The organism is Xenorhabdus entomophaga (assembly GCF_037996725.1).
Classification (GTDB): domain Bacteria; phylum Pseudomonadota; class Gammaproteobacteria; order Enterobacterales; family Enterobacteriaceae; genus Xenorhabdus; species Xenorhabdus khoisanae.
On record NZ_JBBMXH010000006.1, the window covers coordinates 50,285 to 66,907 of the forward strand.

13 protein-coding genes are annotated in these 16,623 nt (G+C 43.9%); all 13 read left to right on the forward strand.

Annotated features, from left to right (window positions below; genetic code table 11):
- The first annotated feature begins 7 nt into the window (after nt 1-7).
- Entirely contained in the window at nt 8-202 is a 195-nt protein-coding gene (gene iscX / locus AAC854_RS02085) for a Fe-S cluster assembly protein IscX (protein ID WP_047962954.1), read from the forward strand.
- 160 nt (nt 203-362) lie between these two features.
- Nucleotides 363-1,658 carry an aminopeptidase PepB gene (pepB, locus tag AAC854_RS02090; RefSeq protein WP_340615683.1) on the forward strand — a complete coding sequence of 432 codons (1,296 nt, stop codon included), beginning with the start codon at nt 363-365 and terminating at the stop codon, nt 1,656-1,658.
- Between the two features lie 127 nt (nt 1,659-1,785).
- Nucleotides 1,786-2,214, forward strand: coding sequence for an enhanced serine sensitivity protein SseB C-terminal domain-containing protein (locus AAC854_RS02095; RefSeq protein WP_340615684.1), 429 nt, complete (start codon nt 1,786-1,788; stop codon nt 2,212-2,214).
- Between the two features lie 213 nt (nt 2,215-2,427).
- A complete protein-coding gene (locus AAC854_RS02100; protein ID WP_340615686.1) occupies nt 2,428-7,521 on the forward strand; it encodes an alpha-2-macroglobulin family protein in 5,094 nt (1,697 codons plus the stop codon).
- 71 nt (nt 7,522-7,592) lie between these two features.
- Nucleotides 7,593-9,941 carry a peptidoglycan glycosyltransferase PbpC gene (gene pbpC, locus AAC854_RS02105; RefSeq protein WP_340615687.1) on the forward strand — a complete coding sequence of 783 codons (2,349 nt, stop codon included), beginning with the start codon at nt 7,593-7,595 and terminating at the stop codon, nt 9,939-9,941.
- Nucleotides 9,942-10,128: 187 nt separating this feature from the next.
- Complete coding sequence (locus AAC854_RS02110; RefSeq protein ID WP_340615688.1) at nt 10,129-10,692, forward strand: DUF2975 domain-containing protein; 564 nt, start codon at nt 10,129-10,131, stop codon at nt 10,690-10,692.
- A gap of 8 nt (nt 10,693-10,700) precedes the next feature.
- Nucleotides 10,701-10,907, forward strand: a complete 207-nt coding sequence (locus tag AAC854_RS02115) for a helix-turn-helix domain-containing protein (protein WP_086113143.1) — start codon at nt 10,701-10,703, stop codon at nt 10,905-10,907.
- 179 nt (nt 10,908-11,086) lie between these two features.
- Nucleotides 11,087-11,428 carry a hypothetical protein gene (locus AAC854_RS02120; protein ID WP_340615689.1) on the forward strand — a complete coding sequence of 114 codons (342 nt, stop codon included), beginning with the start codon at nt 11,087-11,089 and terminating at the stop codon, nt 11,426-11,428.
- A 293-nt stretch (nt 11,429-11,721) separates the two neighbouring features.
- Nucleotides 11,722-12,150, forward strand: a complete 429-nt coding sequence (ndk, locus tag AAC854_RS02125) for a nucleoside-diphosphate kinase (protein WP_047962960.1) — start codon at nt 11,722-11,724, stop codon at nt 12,148-12,150.
- A 247-nt stretch (nt 12,151-12,397) separates the two neighbouring features.
- Nucleotides 12,398-13,576 (forward strand): dual-specificity RNA methyltransferase RlmN, encoded by a 1,179-nt coding sequence (rlmN, locus tag AAC854_RS02130; protein WP_340615690.1) that lies wholly within the window; start codon nt 12,398-12,400, stop codon nt 13,574-13,576.
- A 71-nt stretch (nt 13,577-13,647) separates the two neighbouring features.
- On the forward strand, nt 13,648-14,067 hold the full coding sequence (locus AAC854_RS02135) for a fimbrial assembly protein (RefSeq protein ID WP_340615691.1): 420 nt from the start codon (nt 13,648-13,650) through the stop codon (nt 14,065-14,067).
- Between the two features lie 114 nt (nt 14,068-14,181).
- Nucleotides 14,182-15,219, forward strand: a complete 1,038-nt coding sequence (gene rodZ, locus AAC854_RS02140; protein WP_340615692.1) for a cytoskeleton protein RodZ — start codon at nt 14,182-14,184, stop codon at nt 15,217-15,219.
- A 151-nt stretch (nt 15,220-15,370) separates the two neighbouring features.
- Complete coding sequence (gene ispG / locus AAC854_RS02145; RefSeq protein WP_340615693.1) at nt 15,371-16,492, forward strand: flavodoxin-dependent (E)-4-hydroxy-3-methylbut-2-enyl-diphosphate synthase; 1,122 nt, start codon at nt 15,371-15,373, stop codon at nt 16,490-16,492.
- Nucleotides 16,493-16,623: the final 131 nt, after the last annotated feature.

Here is a 16,623-nt window from a genome sequence, read left to right on the forward strand (position 1 = left end):
AGGAAAAATGAAATGGTCTGACAGTCGTGATATTGGCGAAGCGCTGTATGATAAATTTCCGGATCTAGATCCCAAAACAGTACGTTTCACCGATATGCATGAATGGATTTGTGAATTGGATGGTTTTGATGATGATCCACAGAAATCCAATGAAAAAATATTGGAAGCTATCTTGTTAGTGTGGTTGGATGAATATGAGTAACGCGACATTTGTTCAAGACAAAAATAGCGCAAACTCACTGATTCTTGCTCAATAGCTTGGCATAGTCTGCATTTAATGGAAAACTGGCAATTGCCAGTTTTTTTACATTAGTAAACCCTTACTGTGAAACAGTAAATAATAAGATAAGAAGTGAGAGAAAATGACAAAACAAATCATGCCCATAACACTGTCTTATGAGGCAGCTGATGCTTGCTGGGGTGAAAAAGCACTAATTAGTTCGAGTGAGCAAGGGATCACCATCCACTTGGAAGGTCATGGAAAATTAGGCGCAATTCAACGCGCGGGGCGTAAAGTTGACGGGCAAGGGATGCGCAACATTGCTCTGGTGGGTGATGGTTGGGATCTGGAAAGAAGTTGGGCATTCTGGCTGGGCTTTCGTTCACCTAAGGGCCTGCGCACGATTGAATGGCCGCAGTTATCTGTGTTGGAAAAACAAGAACTGGAAAGAAGGATCAAATTCATTGATTGGGTGCGCGATACCATCAATCTTCCAGCAGAAGAATTAGGGCCAGAACAGCTCGCTCAGCGGGCCATTGATTTACTGATCGGCGTAGCGGGTGATGCCGTTAGTTATCGGATTATCAAAGGAAATGACCTGCGTGAACAGGGTTACATGGGAGTCCATACTGTCGGCCGTGGCTCTTCGCGTGATCCTGTTTTTCTGGCATTGGATTTCAATCCGACAAAAGAGGCAAAAACCCCTGTCTTTGCCTGCCTGGTTGGTAAAGGCATTACCTTTGACTCCGGCGGGTATAGCATCAAACCTTCCAGTTCCATGGACTCCATGAAATCGGATATGGGCGGTTCGGCAACATTAACGGGAGCCTTGGCTCTTGCCATTAGTCGGGGCTTGAAGCATCGCGTAAAACTATTCCTGTGCATTGCAGACAATATGGTAAGCAGTAATGCTTTCAAATTGGGCGATATTATTCGTTATCGCAATGGCAAAACGGTTGAAGTGATGAACACGGATGCGGAAGGGCGTCTGGTTCTGGCTGATGGCTTGATTGATGCCAGTGCAGAAAAAGCACCACTGATTATTGATGCTGCAACTTTAACGGGCGCAGCAAAAATGGCAGTAGGAAACGATTATCACTCTGTATTCAGCTTTGATGACCAATTGGCATCTGATTTGTTATCAGCGGCTGATATTGAAAATGAATTGTTCTGGCGTTTGCCGCTGGCTGAATTCCACCGTAGCCAATTGCCATCCAATTTTGCCGATCTGAACAACATTGCATCACCTGCACATTCCGCGGGAGCAAGTACCGCAGCCGCGTTTTTGTCTCACTTTGTCGAAAATTACAAAAAAGGCTGGGTACATATCGACTGCTCAGCAACTTACCGGAAATCTTCTGTTGAACAGTGGGCAGCAGGTGCAACGGGATATGGCGTGCGTACTATTGCCAATTTACTGTTAGCGAAAGCGAAATAAAAGCGAAGAAGTAAAAAGTCACATTTTCAAATTACCTTTCTTGATAGCCTCTCTTAATGGGGGGCTATATGACTGAACTTTTCAATAGTCTTAACCGTAGTTCAAACAGCATTGTTCGGAGATTTTCATGAGTTTATCAAATGGGCCTGTCGCTACCGAAATAAAAGTTCCTAGCGGAAGCAGTATCATTCTTAGTCAGCCAGAAGAACAACCGACTCAGCTTATTGAGGCTTTGATTAATTTATTCAAACAACATAAACCCATTCGGCGTGCTTTTCTGGTTATGGCCCATGATAAAAATGTAGATGAAAAACCTAATCTACTAATTGGCTTAGAGTTTAGTGGGACACTATCAGGCGATGAAATAAATTTGCTGATTCAAGAAGCAGGTGAACTGGCTTGCGAATATCTTGATGAAGATGAATCGGTCGATTTTTGCTTGCTTGATGAGAAAGAAAGGGGCATTAGTCATTATTTGATTCAGCATACTCAACCCTTCTATCAACGTAAATTAGGTAGTTGGTTGAGGGATACTATCCCCGTTATCAATCAATAATGATTAAATGTAATTTAGTTGCAATTATTCAACTAATATTGCGAGAGACATCGAAAATCTGAAAAAACATAGGGTAAAAGCGCAGGGAAAATTTTATTCAGCCAAAGAATTCGCTATTTTTCTGCGCATTAGTTATGTGAAATAGGAAGTACCATAATGAATATCCAAAAAATAATATTCTGGATTATCCGGTAAACAACAAGGGTTATGGTTATGTATCAATGTCAATTTTGGCAAAAGGCTGCAAGGAGAAAACGATACCTTGCGGTCATGGTTGCTTCGTTATTTGCACTATTTGTACTGTCAGGATGCGATCAGTCTGATAATACAGATAAAACTAAAACAGAAAACATCGAAAAACAGAACATTTCATTACCTCAGAATAAGCAGGTGGCCGATAATGAGAAATCGGAAACGTCGACTCCTCAATTAACAGCATCAACCACAGAAAAAACAGTTACTGAAAAAGAAAATCCTGAAAAGCAGGCGACTAAAAAAGAACAACGTTATGCGGGTAAAGATGTCACCATCCTAGATGCCTCTGAGCTGCAATTGGACGGCGCGAGTGCGATGGTTGTGACATTCTCCGTTCCTTTAGATCCGAATCAGAATTTCTCACAAAAATTGCATCTTGTTGACATTAAATCGGGGAAATTGGATGGGGCATGGGAACTTTCCAATAACCAGATGGAGCTTAGGTTACGCCATTTACCGCCGGCACGTGAGTTACAGTTGACTGTTGATGAAGGTATCCAAGGTATAAATGAGCGTCGATTGGCAACTGCCTATGAAAAAAAATTTAAGACCGCATCTATTACGCCATCGGTAGGTTTTGCCAGCAAAGGGGTGTTGCTACCCAGTAAAGCTGCGGAAGGATTACCTGTTTTAGCGCTCAATGTTGATAGCGTAGATGTCAATTTTTTCAGAATCAAAGATGCAGCATTGCCTTCATTCATTGCTAACTGGCAATACAGCAGTAATATGAATTACTGGGAATCCAAGGAATTACTGCGAGAAACGGAGTTAGTCTACACTGGTCGTTTTGACCTCAATCCTACTGCCAATACCCGTGAAAAATTATTGCTGCCAATTAATAACATCAAAGAATTACAAAGAGATGGCGTCTATCTGGCAGTAATGCAACAAGCGGGAAAATACACTTATAGCCAGCCAATTACTCTGTTTACATTGAGTGACATTGGCGTCTCCATGCACAGCTACCTGAACAGGATCGATGTATTTACCCAGTCACTGGAACAAGGATCTGGTCTGAAAGGCGTTGAGATTCGCCTGCTGGATGTAAAAGGGCAGCTTTTGTCAAAAGCAACAACGGACAGTGATGGTCATGCCTCGCTCGAAAAAACGGGTAAAGCAAAATTACTTCTGGCCACTCAGGATGGGCACACCAGCATTATCGACTTGAATTCTCCGGCGTTGGATCTTTCTGAATTCGATATCGGAGGCCCTCAGGGATACAGCAAACAGTTTTTCGTCTTTGGCCCACGGGATCTTTACCGGCCGGGAGAAACGCTGATCGTTAATGGTTTACTACGTGACGGTGATGGTCGTCCACTTAAATCACAGCCAGTTAAAGTAGATGTATTGAAAGCGGATAATCAGGTTGTTCGCAGTTTTGTTTGGCAAGCTGAAAACGGGTTGTACCAATACCGTTATCCTATACCTCGCGAAGCTGAAACAGGAATGTGGTCATTACGATTCGATGTAGGTGATAACACCCCACGTTATTACAAATTTAATGTTGAAGATTTCATGCCTGAACGTATGGCATTGGAAATTAAAGGAAACGTCAATAATCAGCCGATATTGAAAGACCAAAATATTGAGTTCGCTATAACAGGCAGTTACCTGTATGGCGCGCCTGCTGCTGGTAATCGTTTGCAAGGGCAATTGTTCTTGCGTCCAGCCCGTAATGCAGTGGCGCAATTACCAGGGTATGAATTCGGTTCTGTACAAGAAACTGATTTGATACGGACATTGGATGAGTTTGATTTCACTTTAGATAGTGAAGGGAAAGCAAATCTCTCTGTCAGTGATAATAACTGGAAATCCGTTACATCTCCCGTAAAAGTCATAGTACAGGCCAGTTTGCTGGAATCAGGCGGGCGTCCGGTGACCCGCCGCGCAGAGCAGGCTATTTGGCCTGCCGGACAGCTAGTTGGTGTGCGTCCACTGTTTAATAAACAGTCCATTTATAATTATCGCACTGGTCGTGATGAAAACCGTTATAACGTGGATGAAAATTCACTGGCAGAATTTGAAATCGTTTATGCGGATGCGAACGGCAAAAAGCATGCTATATCAGAATTAAGGACACGTTTGATATATGAACGGCGTGATTATTATTGGCGTTGGTCAGACAATAACGGCTGGGATTCGGGTTATGACCAGAAAGATTTGGTGATGGCTGATGAGCCTGTCCAGATTGCGAAAAATGGTATCGCTAAAGTCAGTTTTCCTGTTGATTGGGGTTCTTATCGCATTGAGGTAGTGAACCCTCAGAATCAGCTTGTCACTAGCCTGAATTTCTGGGCCGGTTATTCATGGCAGGATAATACCGGAGGTACAGGCGCCGTTCGCCCGGATCAGGTCAAATTGTCACTGGATAAGCCCGCTTATAAGCCGGGTGAAAAAGTGAAGCTGCATATGATTGCACCGCAGGAAGGTAAAGGTTATTTGTTGGTAGAATCCAGTGATGGCCCATTGTGGTGGCAGGAAGTAGAGGTACCGGAAAAAGGTTTAGATATTGATGTCCCAATTAATCAAGCGTGGGCCCGTCATGATTTATATATCACAGCCGTCATTGTACGTCCGGGAGATAAATCTCGTCAGGCAACACCTAAGCGAGCGATTGGCGTATTACATCTGCCACTGATGGACGAAGGGCGTAAGTTAAATTTAGCCTTAAGCGCACCTGATAAGATGCGCCCAAATCAGGATCTTACTGTCAGAATCAAAGCTACACCTCAACAGGGGCAAGCGCTTCCTAAACAAGTCTATGTTTTGCTTTCAGCAGTGGATACAGGAGTGTTGAGCATTACCGATTTTAAAACTCCTGATCCTTATGACGCTTTCTTCGGTCGTAAGCGCTACAGCGTTGACCAATATGATGTTTATGGTCATTTAATTGAAGCAGAAGGGCGTCAGGCTAACCTGCGCTTTGGGGGAGACGGGAGCGATAGCTCACTTGATCGGGGCGGTAAAAAACCACTGACAGAAGTTAAAATCATCGCAGAACAAGCCAAGCCAATTACATTAAATGCTAATGGAGAGGGTGAAATTACCCTGCCGATCCCTGATTTCAATGGGGAGCTCAGGCTGATGGCGCAGGCATGGAGTGGTGATGAATTTGGTCACAGTGAACGTAAAATCGTTGTTGCCGCGCCAGTCATTACTCAGATGTCACTGCCTCGTTTTATGGCGGGAGGCGATCAATCCCAACTGTCACTGGATCTCACCAATTTGACTGAACAGCCACAAGCGTTGACGCTGAATTTTGCTGCTGAGGGGTTGATTAAATTACAAGACGTGACAAGCAAAAAACTTATACTGGAAAAAGGAAAGCGGACAACAATTCAAATTCCTGTCAAAGCCGATTATGGTTTTGGGCAAGGTGAAGTGTTCCTGACGGTGAATGGCCTGAACTTACCTGACGAAGATCTGAAACAGTATAAAAATAGCTGGAAAATTGGCGTTCGCCCTGCATACCCAGCTAAAACTATCCAATTTGCTGATGTGATCCAGCAAGGGCAGAATTGGCAGTTACCACTGACGGCTATTGCTGGTTTGGAACCCAATACATTGGAAGGGCAGCTATTGCTGACCAGCAGACCGCCATTGCAAATCGCACGCTATATTCGTGAATTGTATGCTTACCCTTATGGCTGTCTGGAACAAACAGTGAGTGGGCTTTATCCATCACTCTATTCCAATGAATCTGAATTGAAAAAACTGGGTATCAAGACACAGAGCGATGAAAAACGTCGGGCAGCAATTGAGGCAGGAATTACACATTTGCTGAGTATGCAGCGCCATGATGGCGGCTTTTCATTGTGGAACCGTAATGGCGATGAAGAGTTCTGGCTGACTGCTTATGCGACAGATTTCCTGTTCCGTGCAAGCCAGCAAGGTTACAGCGTGTCGGTTGATGCCTTAAAAGCGGCTAATAACCGTTTACTGCGCTACCTACAGGATAAAGCCATCATTAGTGATCGTTATAGTAGGTCACGATCTGCGACACAATTTTCTGTGCAAGCTTATGCCGGGTTAGTCTTGGCAAGCCAGCGAAAAGCACCGCTGAGTGGATTGAGACAACTTTATGAACGTCGGGAACAGGCCGGAAGTGGCTTGTCTCTCGTTCAGCTGGGTATTGCACTGAAAATGATGGGGGATAATACTCGTGGCAATGAAGCTGTTCAGTCAGGGGTCGATAAATCACGCGAACCTGGCTATGGATTGGGTGATTACGGCAGCATCATCCGTGATAACGCGCTGATTGTTGCCCTGCTGACAGAGCACAACATGTTGCAGAAAGAGCGGGATAATAAATTGTTCAATCTATCCAATGAACTGACAACCCGTGATTACTTCTCAACACAGGAAAGCAATTCTCTTTATCTGGCAGGGCGTTACCTTATCGGCGTTACTGAACAACCATGGAAAGCAGCGATTAACCAGCAAATGCCACCACTTAACAGTGACAGTGCATTGACTGAGTCGTTAACTGCGGAGCAGATCTCGAAAGGCATAGATATCAGTAACCGTGGTGATAACACGTTGTATTCACGCCTGAATGTAGTGGGCTATCCACTGAATACTCCGAGTCCTTATTCAAACGTTCTGAAAATTAAGCGTACTTACCTTGATTTGGAAGGAAACCCTGCTTACATCGAACGCATGAAAAGTGGAGAGATGGTCATTGTGAAGCTGGAAGTGAGTGCGAACCAATCAGTGCCAGATGCATTGGTGGTTGATTTACTGCCAGCAGGATTGGAAATTGAAAACCAAAATCTGGCAACCAGCAGTGCCAGCCTGAGTGAAAGTGCGGCAGGTTTGCAAGCTCTTGTTGAGGAAATGCAAAAAGCTGATATACGTCACATCGAATACCGTGATGATCGCTTTGTTGCCGCTGTTGCTGTGCCATCCTATAGCTCAGTGACATTACTGTATCTGGCTCGCGCGGTCGCACCGGGAGTTTATCAGGTGCCTGCTCCGCAGGTTGAATCCATGTATGTTCCCAATTGGCGTGCAGTGGGTACAACCAACGCAAAACTGGAAGTTGTCCGCTAATTATCATCAGCCCCTATTATTGATGATAGGGGCTCTTTTCTTTCGGATGCAGTTTTTCGGATACAGTTTTAATGAGAAGATTGTTTTCCCGCATTTATCTGCCTATTTTGGCAAGTATTCTGGCTATCTTGTTGCTACTTTCTGCCGCAATGTGGTTAGCAGATAAAATCTGGCCGTTGCCAATACATAACGTCAAAATGGCGCGAGTAGTGGTGGGATCTGATGGCTCACCATTGTGGCGCTTTGCTGACAACGAAGGGATTTGGCGTTATCCCGTCACGTTAGATCAAGTTTCTCCTGAATATCTTCAGGCATTGTTGACCTATGAAGATCGTTGGTTTTACAAACACCCGGGTATCAATCCTGTCTCTTTGCTAAGAGCAGCATGGCAGGATATTCGTGCAGGAAAAATTGTGTCGGGAGGAAGTACCATTTCAATGCAGGTTGCCCGATTGATTGATCCCCATCCACGTACCTTTGCCGGAAAATTCAGGCAAGTTTGGCGCACCCTACAACTGGAATGGCACTATTCAAAAGATGAAATTTTGGAGATGTATCTGAACCGTGCGCCATTTGGTGGCACATTGCAGGGCGTTGGGGCGGCAAGCTGGGCTTATTTGGGGAAATCGCCGTCAGAGCTTTCATCCGGCGAAGCGGCCTTATTGGCTGTATTGCCACAAGCTCCCAGCCGATTACGGCCGGATCGCTATCCGGAACGGGCACAAGCCGCTCGTGACAAAGTATTACAGCGACTGGCGCAATATAACGTTTGGTCAGCGAAAAAAGTGGCTGATATTAAGGAAGAAAATGTCTGGCTGGCCCCGCGTCAGGTTCCTCAACTTGCGCCATTACTGGCAAGACGAATGATTAATGAAAACCAGCAGGAAGTCATTCAAACGACGATTGACACCAGTTTACAACGCCAGCTGGAAGATATGGTCTTTCACTGGAAATATCAATTGGCAGCCAAAACATCAATGGGTGTTTTGGTTGTTGATCACACCGACATGTCTGTCAAAGCTTACATTGGTTCTGTTGATTTTCAGGATGACAGCCGTTTTGGGCATGTGGATATGATAAGTTCATGGCGCTCGCCGGGTTCCACACTCAAGCCCTTCTTGTATGCTATGGCGTTGGATGATGGGCTGATCCATGGTGAATCTTTATTGCAGGATGTTCCTCGTCGTTTTAATGATTATCGCCCGGGTAATTTTGACAGTGGTTTTAATGGGCCAGTGAGTGCCAGCGAAGCGTTGGTAAGATCGCTGAATTTGCCTGCGGTGCAGCTTCTTGAAGCTTATGGTGCCAAGCGATTCACCGCTCATTTACGTAACGTGGGGATGAAATTGCGTTTCCCATTGGGCAGTGAACCGAACTTATCCCTTATTCTGGGAGGAACTTCCGTTCGTATGGATGAGTTGGTTGCGGCTTACAGTGCTTTTGCCCGTCAGGGCAAAGCATCTCCAGTGCGTTTTACACCACAGCAGGAAATACGGGATAGGCAACTGTTTTCTGCCGGGGCGGCTTGGATAGTCAGAAGGATTATGGCAGGAGAGGGACGTCCTCAGCCTGACAATGTTTTACCGGCTGAAGTGCCACTGGCATGGAAAACAGGGACAAGCTACGGTTATCGTGATGCTTGGGCAATTGGTCTGAATGCCCGTTATACCATAGGGGTTTGGGTTGGCAGGCCGGATGGAACTCCTGTTGCTGGTCAATTTGGTTATGCCACTGCAATCCCTGTCATGAATCAAATCAACGGATTGTTAATGGAAAATCTACGTTATAGCTCAATGCGTACTCCTGTTGATCCGAGACCAGTCAGTGTCAGTCAGGCGACTATTTGTTGGCCAGGCGGTGTGGCTTTTTCTCAGGAAAGTGTTTCCCGGGAAGACAGCAATTGTCGCCAGCGCCGCCTAAGCTGGATTTTGGATAATACCATTCCCCCAACATTGCCTGCTGTTGGGCAAGAAGGTCTTTCAGGGATCAACGAACGAATATGGCTGGATAAAAATGGCTTGCGTGTTGCCCCAGATTGTCCCGATGCCAAGCCAGAGACAGTTGTCTTATGGCCAATTACACTGGAAGCATGGTTACCTGTTAAAGAGCAGCGGACAAATCGGCTTCCTCCCATTAATCACCAATGCCCGCCCATGAAAGTGGATGAATCGCCATTATTGATTATTGGGGTGCGTGAAGGCGATGTACTGAAACGCATTCCGGGTCAAAAGGATTTGGATTTACGAATAACAACGCAAGGAGGAAGTGGTAAACAATGGTGGTTTTTGAATGGTGAACAAGTTGCCGTGACAGAACATAATCAGTCATGGGTTAAAACATTATCGCAACCGGGAAAATATCAGCTTAGTGTGTTGGACTTGAGTGGGCAAATCAGCTCTGTCAATTTTGTATTGAAATGACGTATTCGTTGGTCATGAGAAGTCAACCATTAGATACTGAATTATCTTTTAAAACATGGCATTAGCCATGTTTTTTTGCATATGAATATAACGCGCCTATTTTTTATTCTTCTTTTGCGATAAAAAATTATTGTTTTACATTGATTTTTGTCTATAATTCGATCTATGTTGGCAGTGGATTATAAAAATGATGAACACAGAAAAACTCACACGAATAACGACACTCAGTTTAGTCATGTCTAAATTATCATTGTTAATTATCATCATCGTGATGGTGATTAATATTTTTAGCTGGCTGGAACCACAGTTAATTTTGGAAAAGTATGGGTTAGAAATTTCGTTGACCGGCAGAATATTATCTAACTTTGATCATGATGCTTTGAGTACATGGAAATTAACCGGGGGTATATTGATTTCGACAATACCACTATTATCGTTGAGTGGCGGCTTTTGGGCTTTCCATCGATTGTTTGGCAATTATAGAAAAGGTGATTATTTCTCCAAGCGCACTGTTAAATATTTGGAATATGCTGGCTGGGGAGTAATTCTATGGAGTGTTCTGGATATTCTTTGTGAGCCCTTATTAACATTATGGTTAACAATGGGAGCACCAGTCGGTGAACGTTTTTTCTCGTTGAGTTTAACTTCGAGTCATTTTGTCGCTATTTTCATTTCAGTTTGCCTGGCTATCATTTCACGTATTCTTTACCAAGCATGTGATATATACGATGAAAATCAGAGCATTATATAGGAGATGCCATGGCAATTCTCATGAATTTAGATGTGATAATGGCGAAACGGAAAGTTAAATCGAAAGAATTAGCACAGGCTATTGGTATTACTGAACAGAACCTTTCTTTACTAAAGACCGGAAAAATTAAAGGAATTCGATTTTCTACTCTGAATGCTATTTGTCAATATTTGGATTGCCAACCCGGGGATATATTGGAATTCAAAGATGATTAATCAGTTATTAAACTATACCCTTCGTCTTTTAAGTTGCTTCTTTGTTGGCTGCACTCACTCACCCCGGTCACATAGTTATCTATGCTCCCGGGGATTCATTCCCTTGCCGCCGCGATGCAACTTAAAATCCATTGGGTATCTATTGGTTTATTAATTCAACATAAACAGTGAGGAAAAAGATGAAAAATTTTTCATATGTTTTGCTGTTAGGTATGTTTTATATTCCAACTTCGTTTGCGGATATATCAGCAACAAATGGTACTCAAAAAAATAGTAACCAAGAAATAACAGTTCAAAAGTCTCCGCATCCGGGAGAGTTGAGAAAGTGCACAGATTTATTACCAGCCGGCCATAAATATACCATTAGCATTATTGGTACATCGGATAAAACAACCCAAAGTACAGAAGGAAAATTTACTGGGGAGTTTAAAGTGTCTAATGACGTTAAACCAAACGTCAACAAGAAAGCATCCGAAGAGATCAAACCTTTTGTTCAATGTGTGACGGAGAGGGTTTTATAATTAATATTGGAATTAAAGTGCAAATTCAATGATCTTGGTCAGAATGCCTGTTTGGGATTTAATCGCCTGAACAGGCATTCTGAGTTAAAATGTGATTCATGCTAAAAAATGATAATTTTCGCTAAGAAAGTTTTAATGAAATGTTATGTTTTTTGTAGGCAAGCAGAAAGTCTCCTCCTATAATCAACGCCTATTTTTATTCCTGTGAGATACAGGGTAGATTTGCCCTCAGTTTAACTTGGGGCATAAAAATTAAAATGAATCATCGCTGAAAGTGCCAAAGAGGTTATCCAATGACAATTGAACGTACTTTTTCCATTATCAAGCCCAATGCAGTAAAGAAAGATGTTATCGGCTCTATCTATGCTCGTTTTGAAAGCGCAGGGTTTAAAATCATCGCGGCCAAAATGCTGCATCTGACCCGTGAACAAGCAGAAGGTTTTTATGCTGAACACAAAGGCCGCCCTTTCTTTGATGGTCTGGTAGAGTTCATGACCTCTGGCCCAATTATGGTACAGGTTCTGGAAGGCGAAAATGCAGTACAGCGTCACCGTGATCTGATGGGTGCAACCAACCCTGACAACGCGCTGGCAGGAACGTTGCGCGCAGACTATGCGGATAGCTTTACTGAAAATGCGGTTCATGGCTCAGATTCCATTGAATCTGCAAACCGTGAAATTGCTTATTTCTTCAGTGATGATGAGATTTTCCCTCGTCACTGAGTCTTCAGTTACCCGTAGCATCTAAACAGTAAAGTTTGTACAATGACGCGCCCCACTGATTTGATTTAGTGGGGCGTTTATTATTTTTATTTCAATGTTCGTTCTCTATTTCTGGAATTTTATAATGACTGGAATTCGAGATCGCCAGAATGGAATGTTCATTGAATTGGCAGTCACCGCATGAGAACTTAGTGCTGAAATGAAATCAGCACAGAGCCGAAAGTGTAACAACGAGGCGATGTAAAAAATGTCCCAACTTAACGAAACCGTACCACCTTCAACCTCCGCCGTATCTGTCACGCCTGAAAAGAAAAACGGTAAAATCAACCTGCTTGACCTTAACCGTAAACAAATGCGTCAATTCTTTATCGATATGGGAGAAAAACCTTTTCGTGCCGATCAGGTCATGAAATGGATTTACCATTATTGCTATGACGACTTTGAACAGATGACAGATATCAACAAAGTCCTCAGGGCTAAATTGCAACAAGTTGCTGAAATCAAAGCACCGGAAGTTGCAGAAGAACAACGCTCCTCTGATGGCACCATAAAATGGGCGATTACTGTCGGTGATCAACAGGTTGAAACGGTTTATATCCCGGAAGATGATCGGGCGACACTATGCGTTTCATCTCAGGTGGGATGTGCTCTGGAGTGTAAATTCTGTTCTACGGCTCAGCAGGGTTTTAACCGTAACCTGCGGGTATCTGAAATTATTGGTCAGGTTTGGCGCGCCGCTAAGATCATTGGTTCGCTGAAATCCAGTGGTCGCCGTCCCATCACCAATGTGGTGATGATGGGAATGGGCGAGCCATTACTCAATTTGAATAATGTCGTGCCCGCAATGGAAATCATGATGGATGATTTCGGTTTTGGCCTGTCAAAACGTCGCGTGACATTATCAACGTCCGGCGTTGTCCCTGCATTGGATAAATTGGGCGATATGATTGATGTTGCATTGGCAATTTCTTTGCACGCCCCTACCGATGACATTCGTGATGAAATCGTGCCAATTAACCGCAAATACAACATTGAAGAGTTTTTGGCAGGTGTACGTCGTTATCTGACAAAATCCAATGCCAATCAGGGGCGTGTCACGGTGGAATATGTGATGCTTGATCACGTTAATGACAGCGTTGAACAGGCTCACCAATTGGCAGAATGCCTGAAAGATACGCCAAGTAAGATTAACCTGATCCCTTGGAACCCGTTCCCCGGTGCACCTTATGGCCGCAGTTCCAATAGCCGAATCGATCGTTTTTCCAAAGTTCTGATGGAGTATGGTTTCACAACCATCGTGCGCAAAACGAGAGGAGACGACATTGATGCCGCCTGTGGACAACTTGCGGGCGATGTCATTGACAGAACAAAACGGACATTGAAAAAACGTCTGACAGGTGAACCTATTCAGGTAAAAACAGTCTAATTTTCTGTTTAATATCGATTAATGGCTAAAAATCTGGCGAAGTTTGACATATTCTTATAAATGAAAATGGTATGATACGGAAATCAATAATTTGGTCTATAGTTTGTTTTGGCTTGTCAGCGGGGTGTGCAGAACACTCAACGCACCGTGCTTCTCAGGTTGTTGCCATAGATACACGATTACAACTAGGGAAGGCTTATTTGGTGGAACGGAATTTACCGGCTGCCAAATATCATTTTCAGAAGGTCTTGCTGGCGGAGCCTCGTCATCCGGAGGCGCATTTAGGTATGGCATTGCATGAACAATATGCCGGCCGACCTGAAGCCGCCAGCCAGCATTACGGAATAGCCATGCAGCAGACGACAGGACGTGATACTGTAATACGTCATTATTATGCTTTTCTCTGTGAACAAAAGCGGTTTGAAGAAGCTAAGCAATTACTCACGGAAAATAGGGAAAGCAACATAAACCGTTATCGCTGTGATAGATAATTTTCTGCGTTCAACGCAGTGTAAGATGATTTCGTGGCACAAATTAGTTAGAAGCTCGATTAAATTAATTTGCGTAAATTCTTTAACCCAGAACAGTACCAGTGTCCTTAGCTAATGAAGACTGAAACTTACCCAGAAGAAGCGAATCTGACAACAGGTCAGATTTTGCGTCAGGCTCGTGAAAAACTTGAGCTTTCTCAGCAAACTGTGGCAGATCGCTTGTGTCTTAAACTGTCCACTGTTCGTGATATTGAAGAAGATAATATTCCATCAAATATTACACCAACATTCTTTCGTGGATACATTCGCGCTTATGCGAAACTGGTTCAAGTGCCTGAATCTGAGATTTTGAGCATTTTAGATAAACAAATGCCAGCCAAGACCATGAAAGTTTCTCCAATGCAAAGTTTTTCCTCAGGGAAAAAACGTAAAAAGAGTGATGGTTGGTTAATGAAAATAACATGGGCTATCATCATTCTGCTACTTGGTATGACTGGCCTATGGTGGTGGCAAAACTACAAGGCACAACAAAAAGAATTGTCTTCAATGGCAGCACAATCCAGCGTCCAAAGTGCCCATGTTCAGGGCGCTGAAAATAGCCCGGGTGCTTCAACCGCAATAGCGGATAACAAGATAGCGGATAATGTATCCGCACCTCTGAAAGAGAATCAATCTGTGGCGGTTTCTCCAGAGAAAGCGTCTCCAGCGCAGGCGAATGGCACAGGAATAAAAAACAGTGCTTCAACCGCTTCCAATGCACAAATGCCCATGGCAACAGAGCCAAAAACAGTGCCTAATCCAGCGGCAACAAATGCGACTTCAGGAAACACCAGCGTAACGACTAATACAGGTACGGAAAATCCTGTTGTCAGTACATCATCAGCTGACGTGAACAATATTAGCGCTATAAGCAGCAATGAGCTGGTCATGGACTTCAACGGGGAGTGTTGGTTAGAAGTCAAAGATGCTAAAGGTAAGATACTGTTTAGCGGCACGAAAAAGAAAGGCGATAACCTGAAACTTTCCGGTGTATTGCCTTACTCTTTGAACATTGGTGCGCCTTCACAGGTTAAGGTTCAGTTCCAGGGGAAACCGGTGGATCTGAGTTCCTTTATTAAGAAAGGCGTGTCTGCCAAACTGAAGCTGAAATAAACTCACCGACAGAGTTTCTGGCAAATTTATCTTGTAAAGAATTTGGGCGAACATTGAATAAGCATTCATGTTCGCCTGTGTGTATTATTCACCACAGCATAGTTGTAATTTTTATAAACAAAATACAGGGATGTAGGGGAGTAATGTAAAAATGCATAATGAATCACCGATAAAAAGACGTAAATCCACGCGTATTTATGTCGGTAATGTGCCCATAGGGGATGACGCACCTATCGCGGTGCAGTCAATGACTAACTCACGGACAACTGATGTTGAGGCAACCGTCAATCAAATCAAAGCATTAGAGCGAGTTGGTGTTGATATCGTCCGTGTTTCTGTTCCGACCATGGATGCGGCTGAAGCGTTCAAATCCATCAAACAGAAGGTCAATGTTCCCCTCGTTGCTGACATCCATTTCGATTACCGCATTGCATTGAAGGTAGCCGAATATGGTGTGGATTGCTTGCGCATTAATCCCGGCAATATTGGTAACGAGGAGCGCATCCGTCAGGTTGTGGATTGCGCTCGTTACAATAACATTCCGATTCGTATCGGGGTCAACGGTGGATCGCTGGAAAAAGATCTACAGGAAAAATATGGCGAACCGACACCGGAAGCGCTGGTTGAATCAGCAATGCGCCATGTGGATATCCTCGATCGCCTTAACTTTGACCAATTCAAAGTGAGTGTCAAAGCCTCTGACGTTTTCTTGGCCGTTGGCGCTTATCGCTTACTGGCACAGAAAATTGATCAACCGCTGCATCTGGGCATCACCGAAGCAGGTGGCGCGCGAGCAGGTGCGGTGAAGTCTTCAATTGGTCTGGGCATTTTATTGTCAGAAGGAATTGGTGACACGTTGCGTATCTCTTTGGCCGCAGATCCGGTAGAAGAAGTTAAAGTCGGCTTCGATATATTGAAAGCATTGCGCATTCGTTCAAGAGGCATCAACTTCATTGCCTGCCCGACTTGTTCACGCCAGGAATTTGATGTTATCGGTACTGTTAATGCGCTTGAGCAGCGTCTTGAAGATCTCATTACACCGATGGACGTTTCTATCATTGGCTGTGTCGTGAATGGCCCGGGAGAAGCAGAAGTTTCAACGCTTGGCGTAACCGGCGCTAAAACGAAAAGCGGTTTTTATGAAGATGGCATTCGTCAGAGAGAGCGCCTTGATAATAAGGATCTGATTGATCAGCTTGAAGCGAAGATCCGGGCTAAAGCTGCGATCCTTGATTCTAATAACCGGATCAGCATTAATCAGCTTGATGAGTAATATGCCTGATGCTGGTTCATGTTATCATGCGCCAGCTATGCTTTTTATCTTGGTATCTATTGGATAAACGGGCATATAGTGAGAATTTTGTTTGCTGATTGAACCTGATAAGTATTCGCTTTTATAATCGA

Coding starts and splice junctions, on each gene's coding strand:
- AAC854_RS02110 (WP_340615688.1), top strand. CDS start 10,129: ATGATGAACACAGAAAAACTCACACGAATAACGACACTCAGTTTAGTC.
- AAC854_RS02095 (WP_340615684.1), top strand. CDS start 1,786: ATGAGTTTATCAAATGGGCCTGTCGCTACCGAAATAAAAGTTCCTAGC.
- pepB (WP_340615683.1), top strand. CDS start 363: ATGACAAAACAAATCATGCCCATAACACTGTCTTATGAGGCAGCTGAT.
- AAC854_RS02135 (WP_340615691.1), top strand. CDS start 13,648: ATGATACGGAAATCAATAATTTGGTCTATAGTTTGTTTTGGCTTGTCA.
- rodZ (WP_340615692.1), top strand. CDS start 14,182: ATGAAGACTGAAACTTACCCAGAAGAAGCGAATCTGACAACAGGTCAG.
- pbpC (WP_340615687.1), top strand. CDS start 7,593: ATGAGAAGATTGTTTTCCCGCATTTATCTGCCTATTTTGGCAAGTATT.
- ndk (WP_047962960.1), top strand. CDS start 11,722: ATGACAATTGAACGTACTTTTTCCATTATCAAGCCCAATGCAGTAAAG.
- rlmN (WP_340615690.1), top strand. CDS start 12,398: ATGTCCCAACTTAACGAAACCGTACCACCTTCAACCTCCGCCGTATCT.
- AAC854_RS02100 (WP_340615686.1), top strand. CDS start 2,428: ATGTATCAATGTCAATTTTGGCAAAAGGCTGCAAGGAGAAAACGATAC.
- AAC854_RS02120 (WP_340615689.1), top strand. CDS start 11,087: ATGAAAAATTTTTCATATGTTTTGCTGTTAGGTATGTTTTATATTCCA.
- ispG (WP_340615693.1), top strand. CDS start 15,371: ATGCATAATGAATCACCGATAAAAAGACGTAAATCCACGCGTATTTAT.
- iscX (WP_047962954.1), top strand. CDS start 8: ATGAAATGGTCTGACAGTCGTGATATTGGCGAAGCGCTGTATGATAAA.
- AAC854_RS02115 (WP_086113143.1), top strand. CDS start 10,701: ATGGCAATTCTCATGAATTTAGATGTGATAATGGCGAAACGGAAAGTT.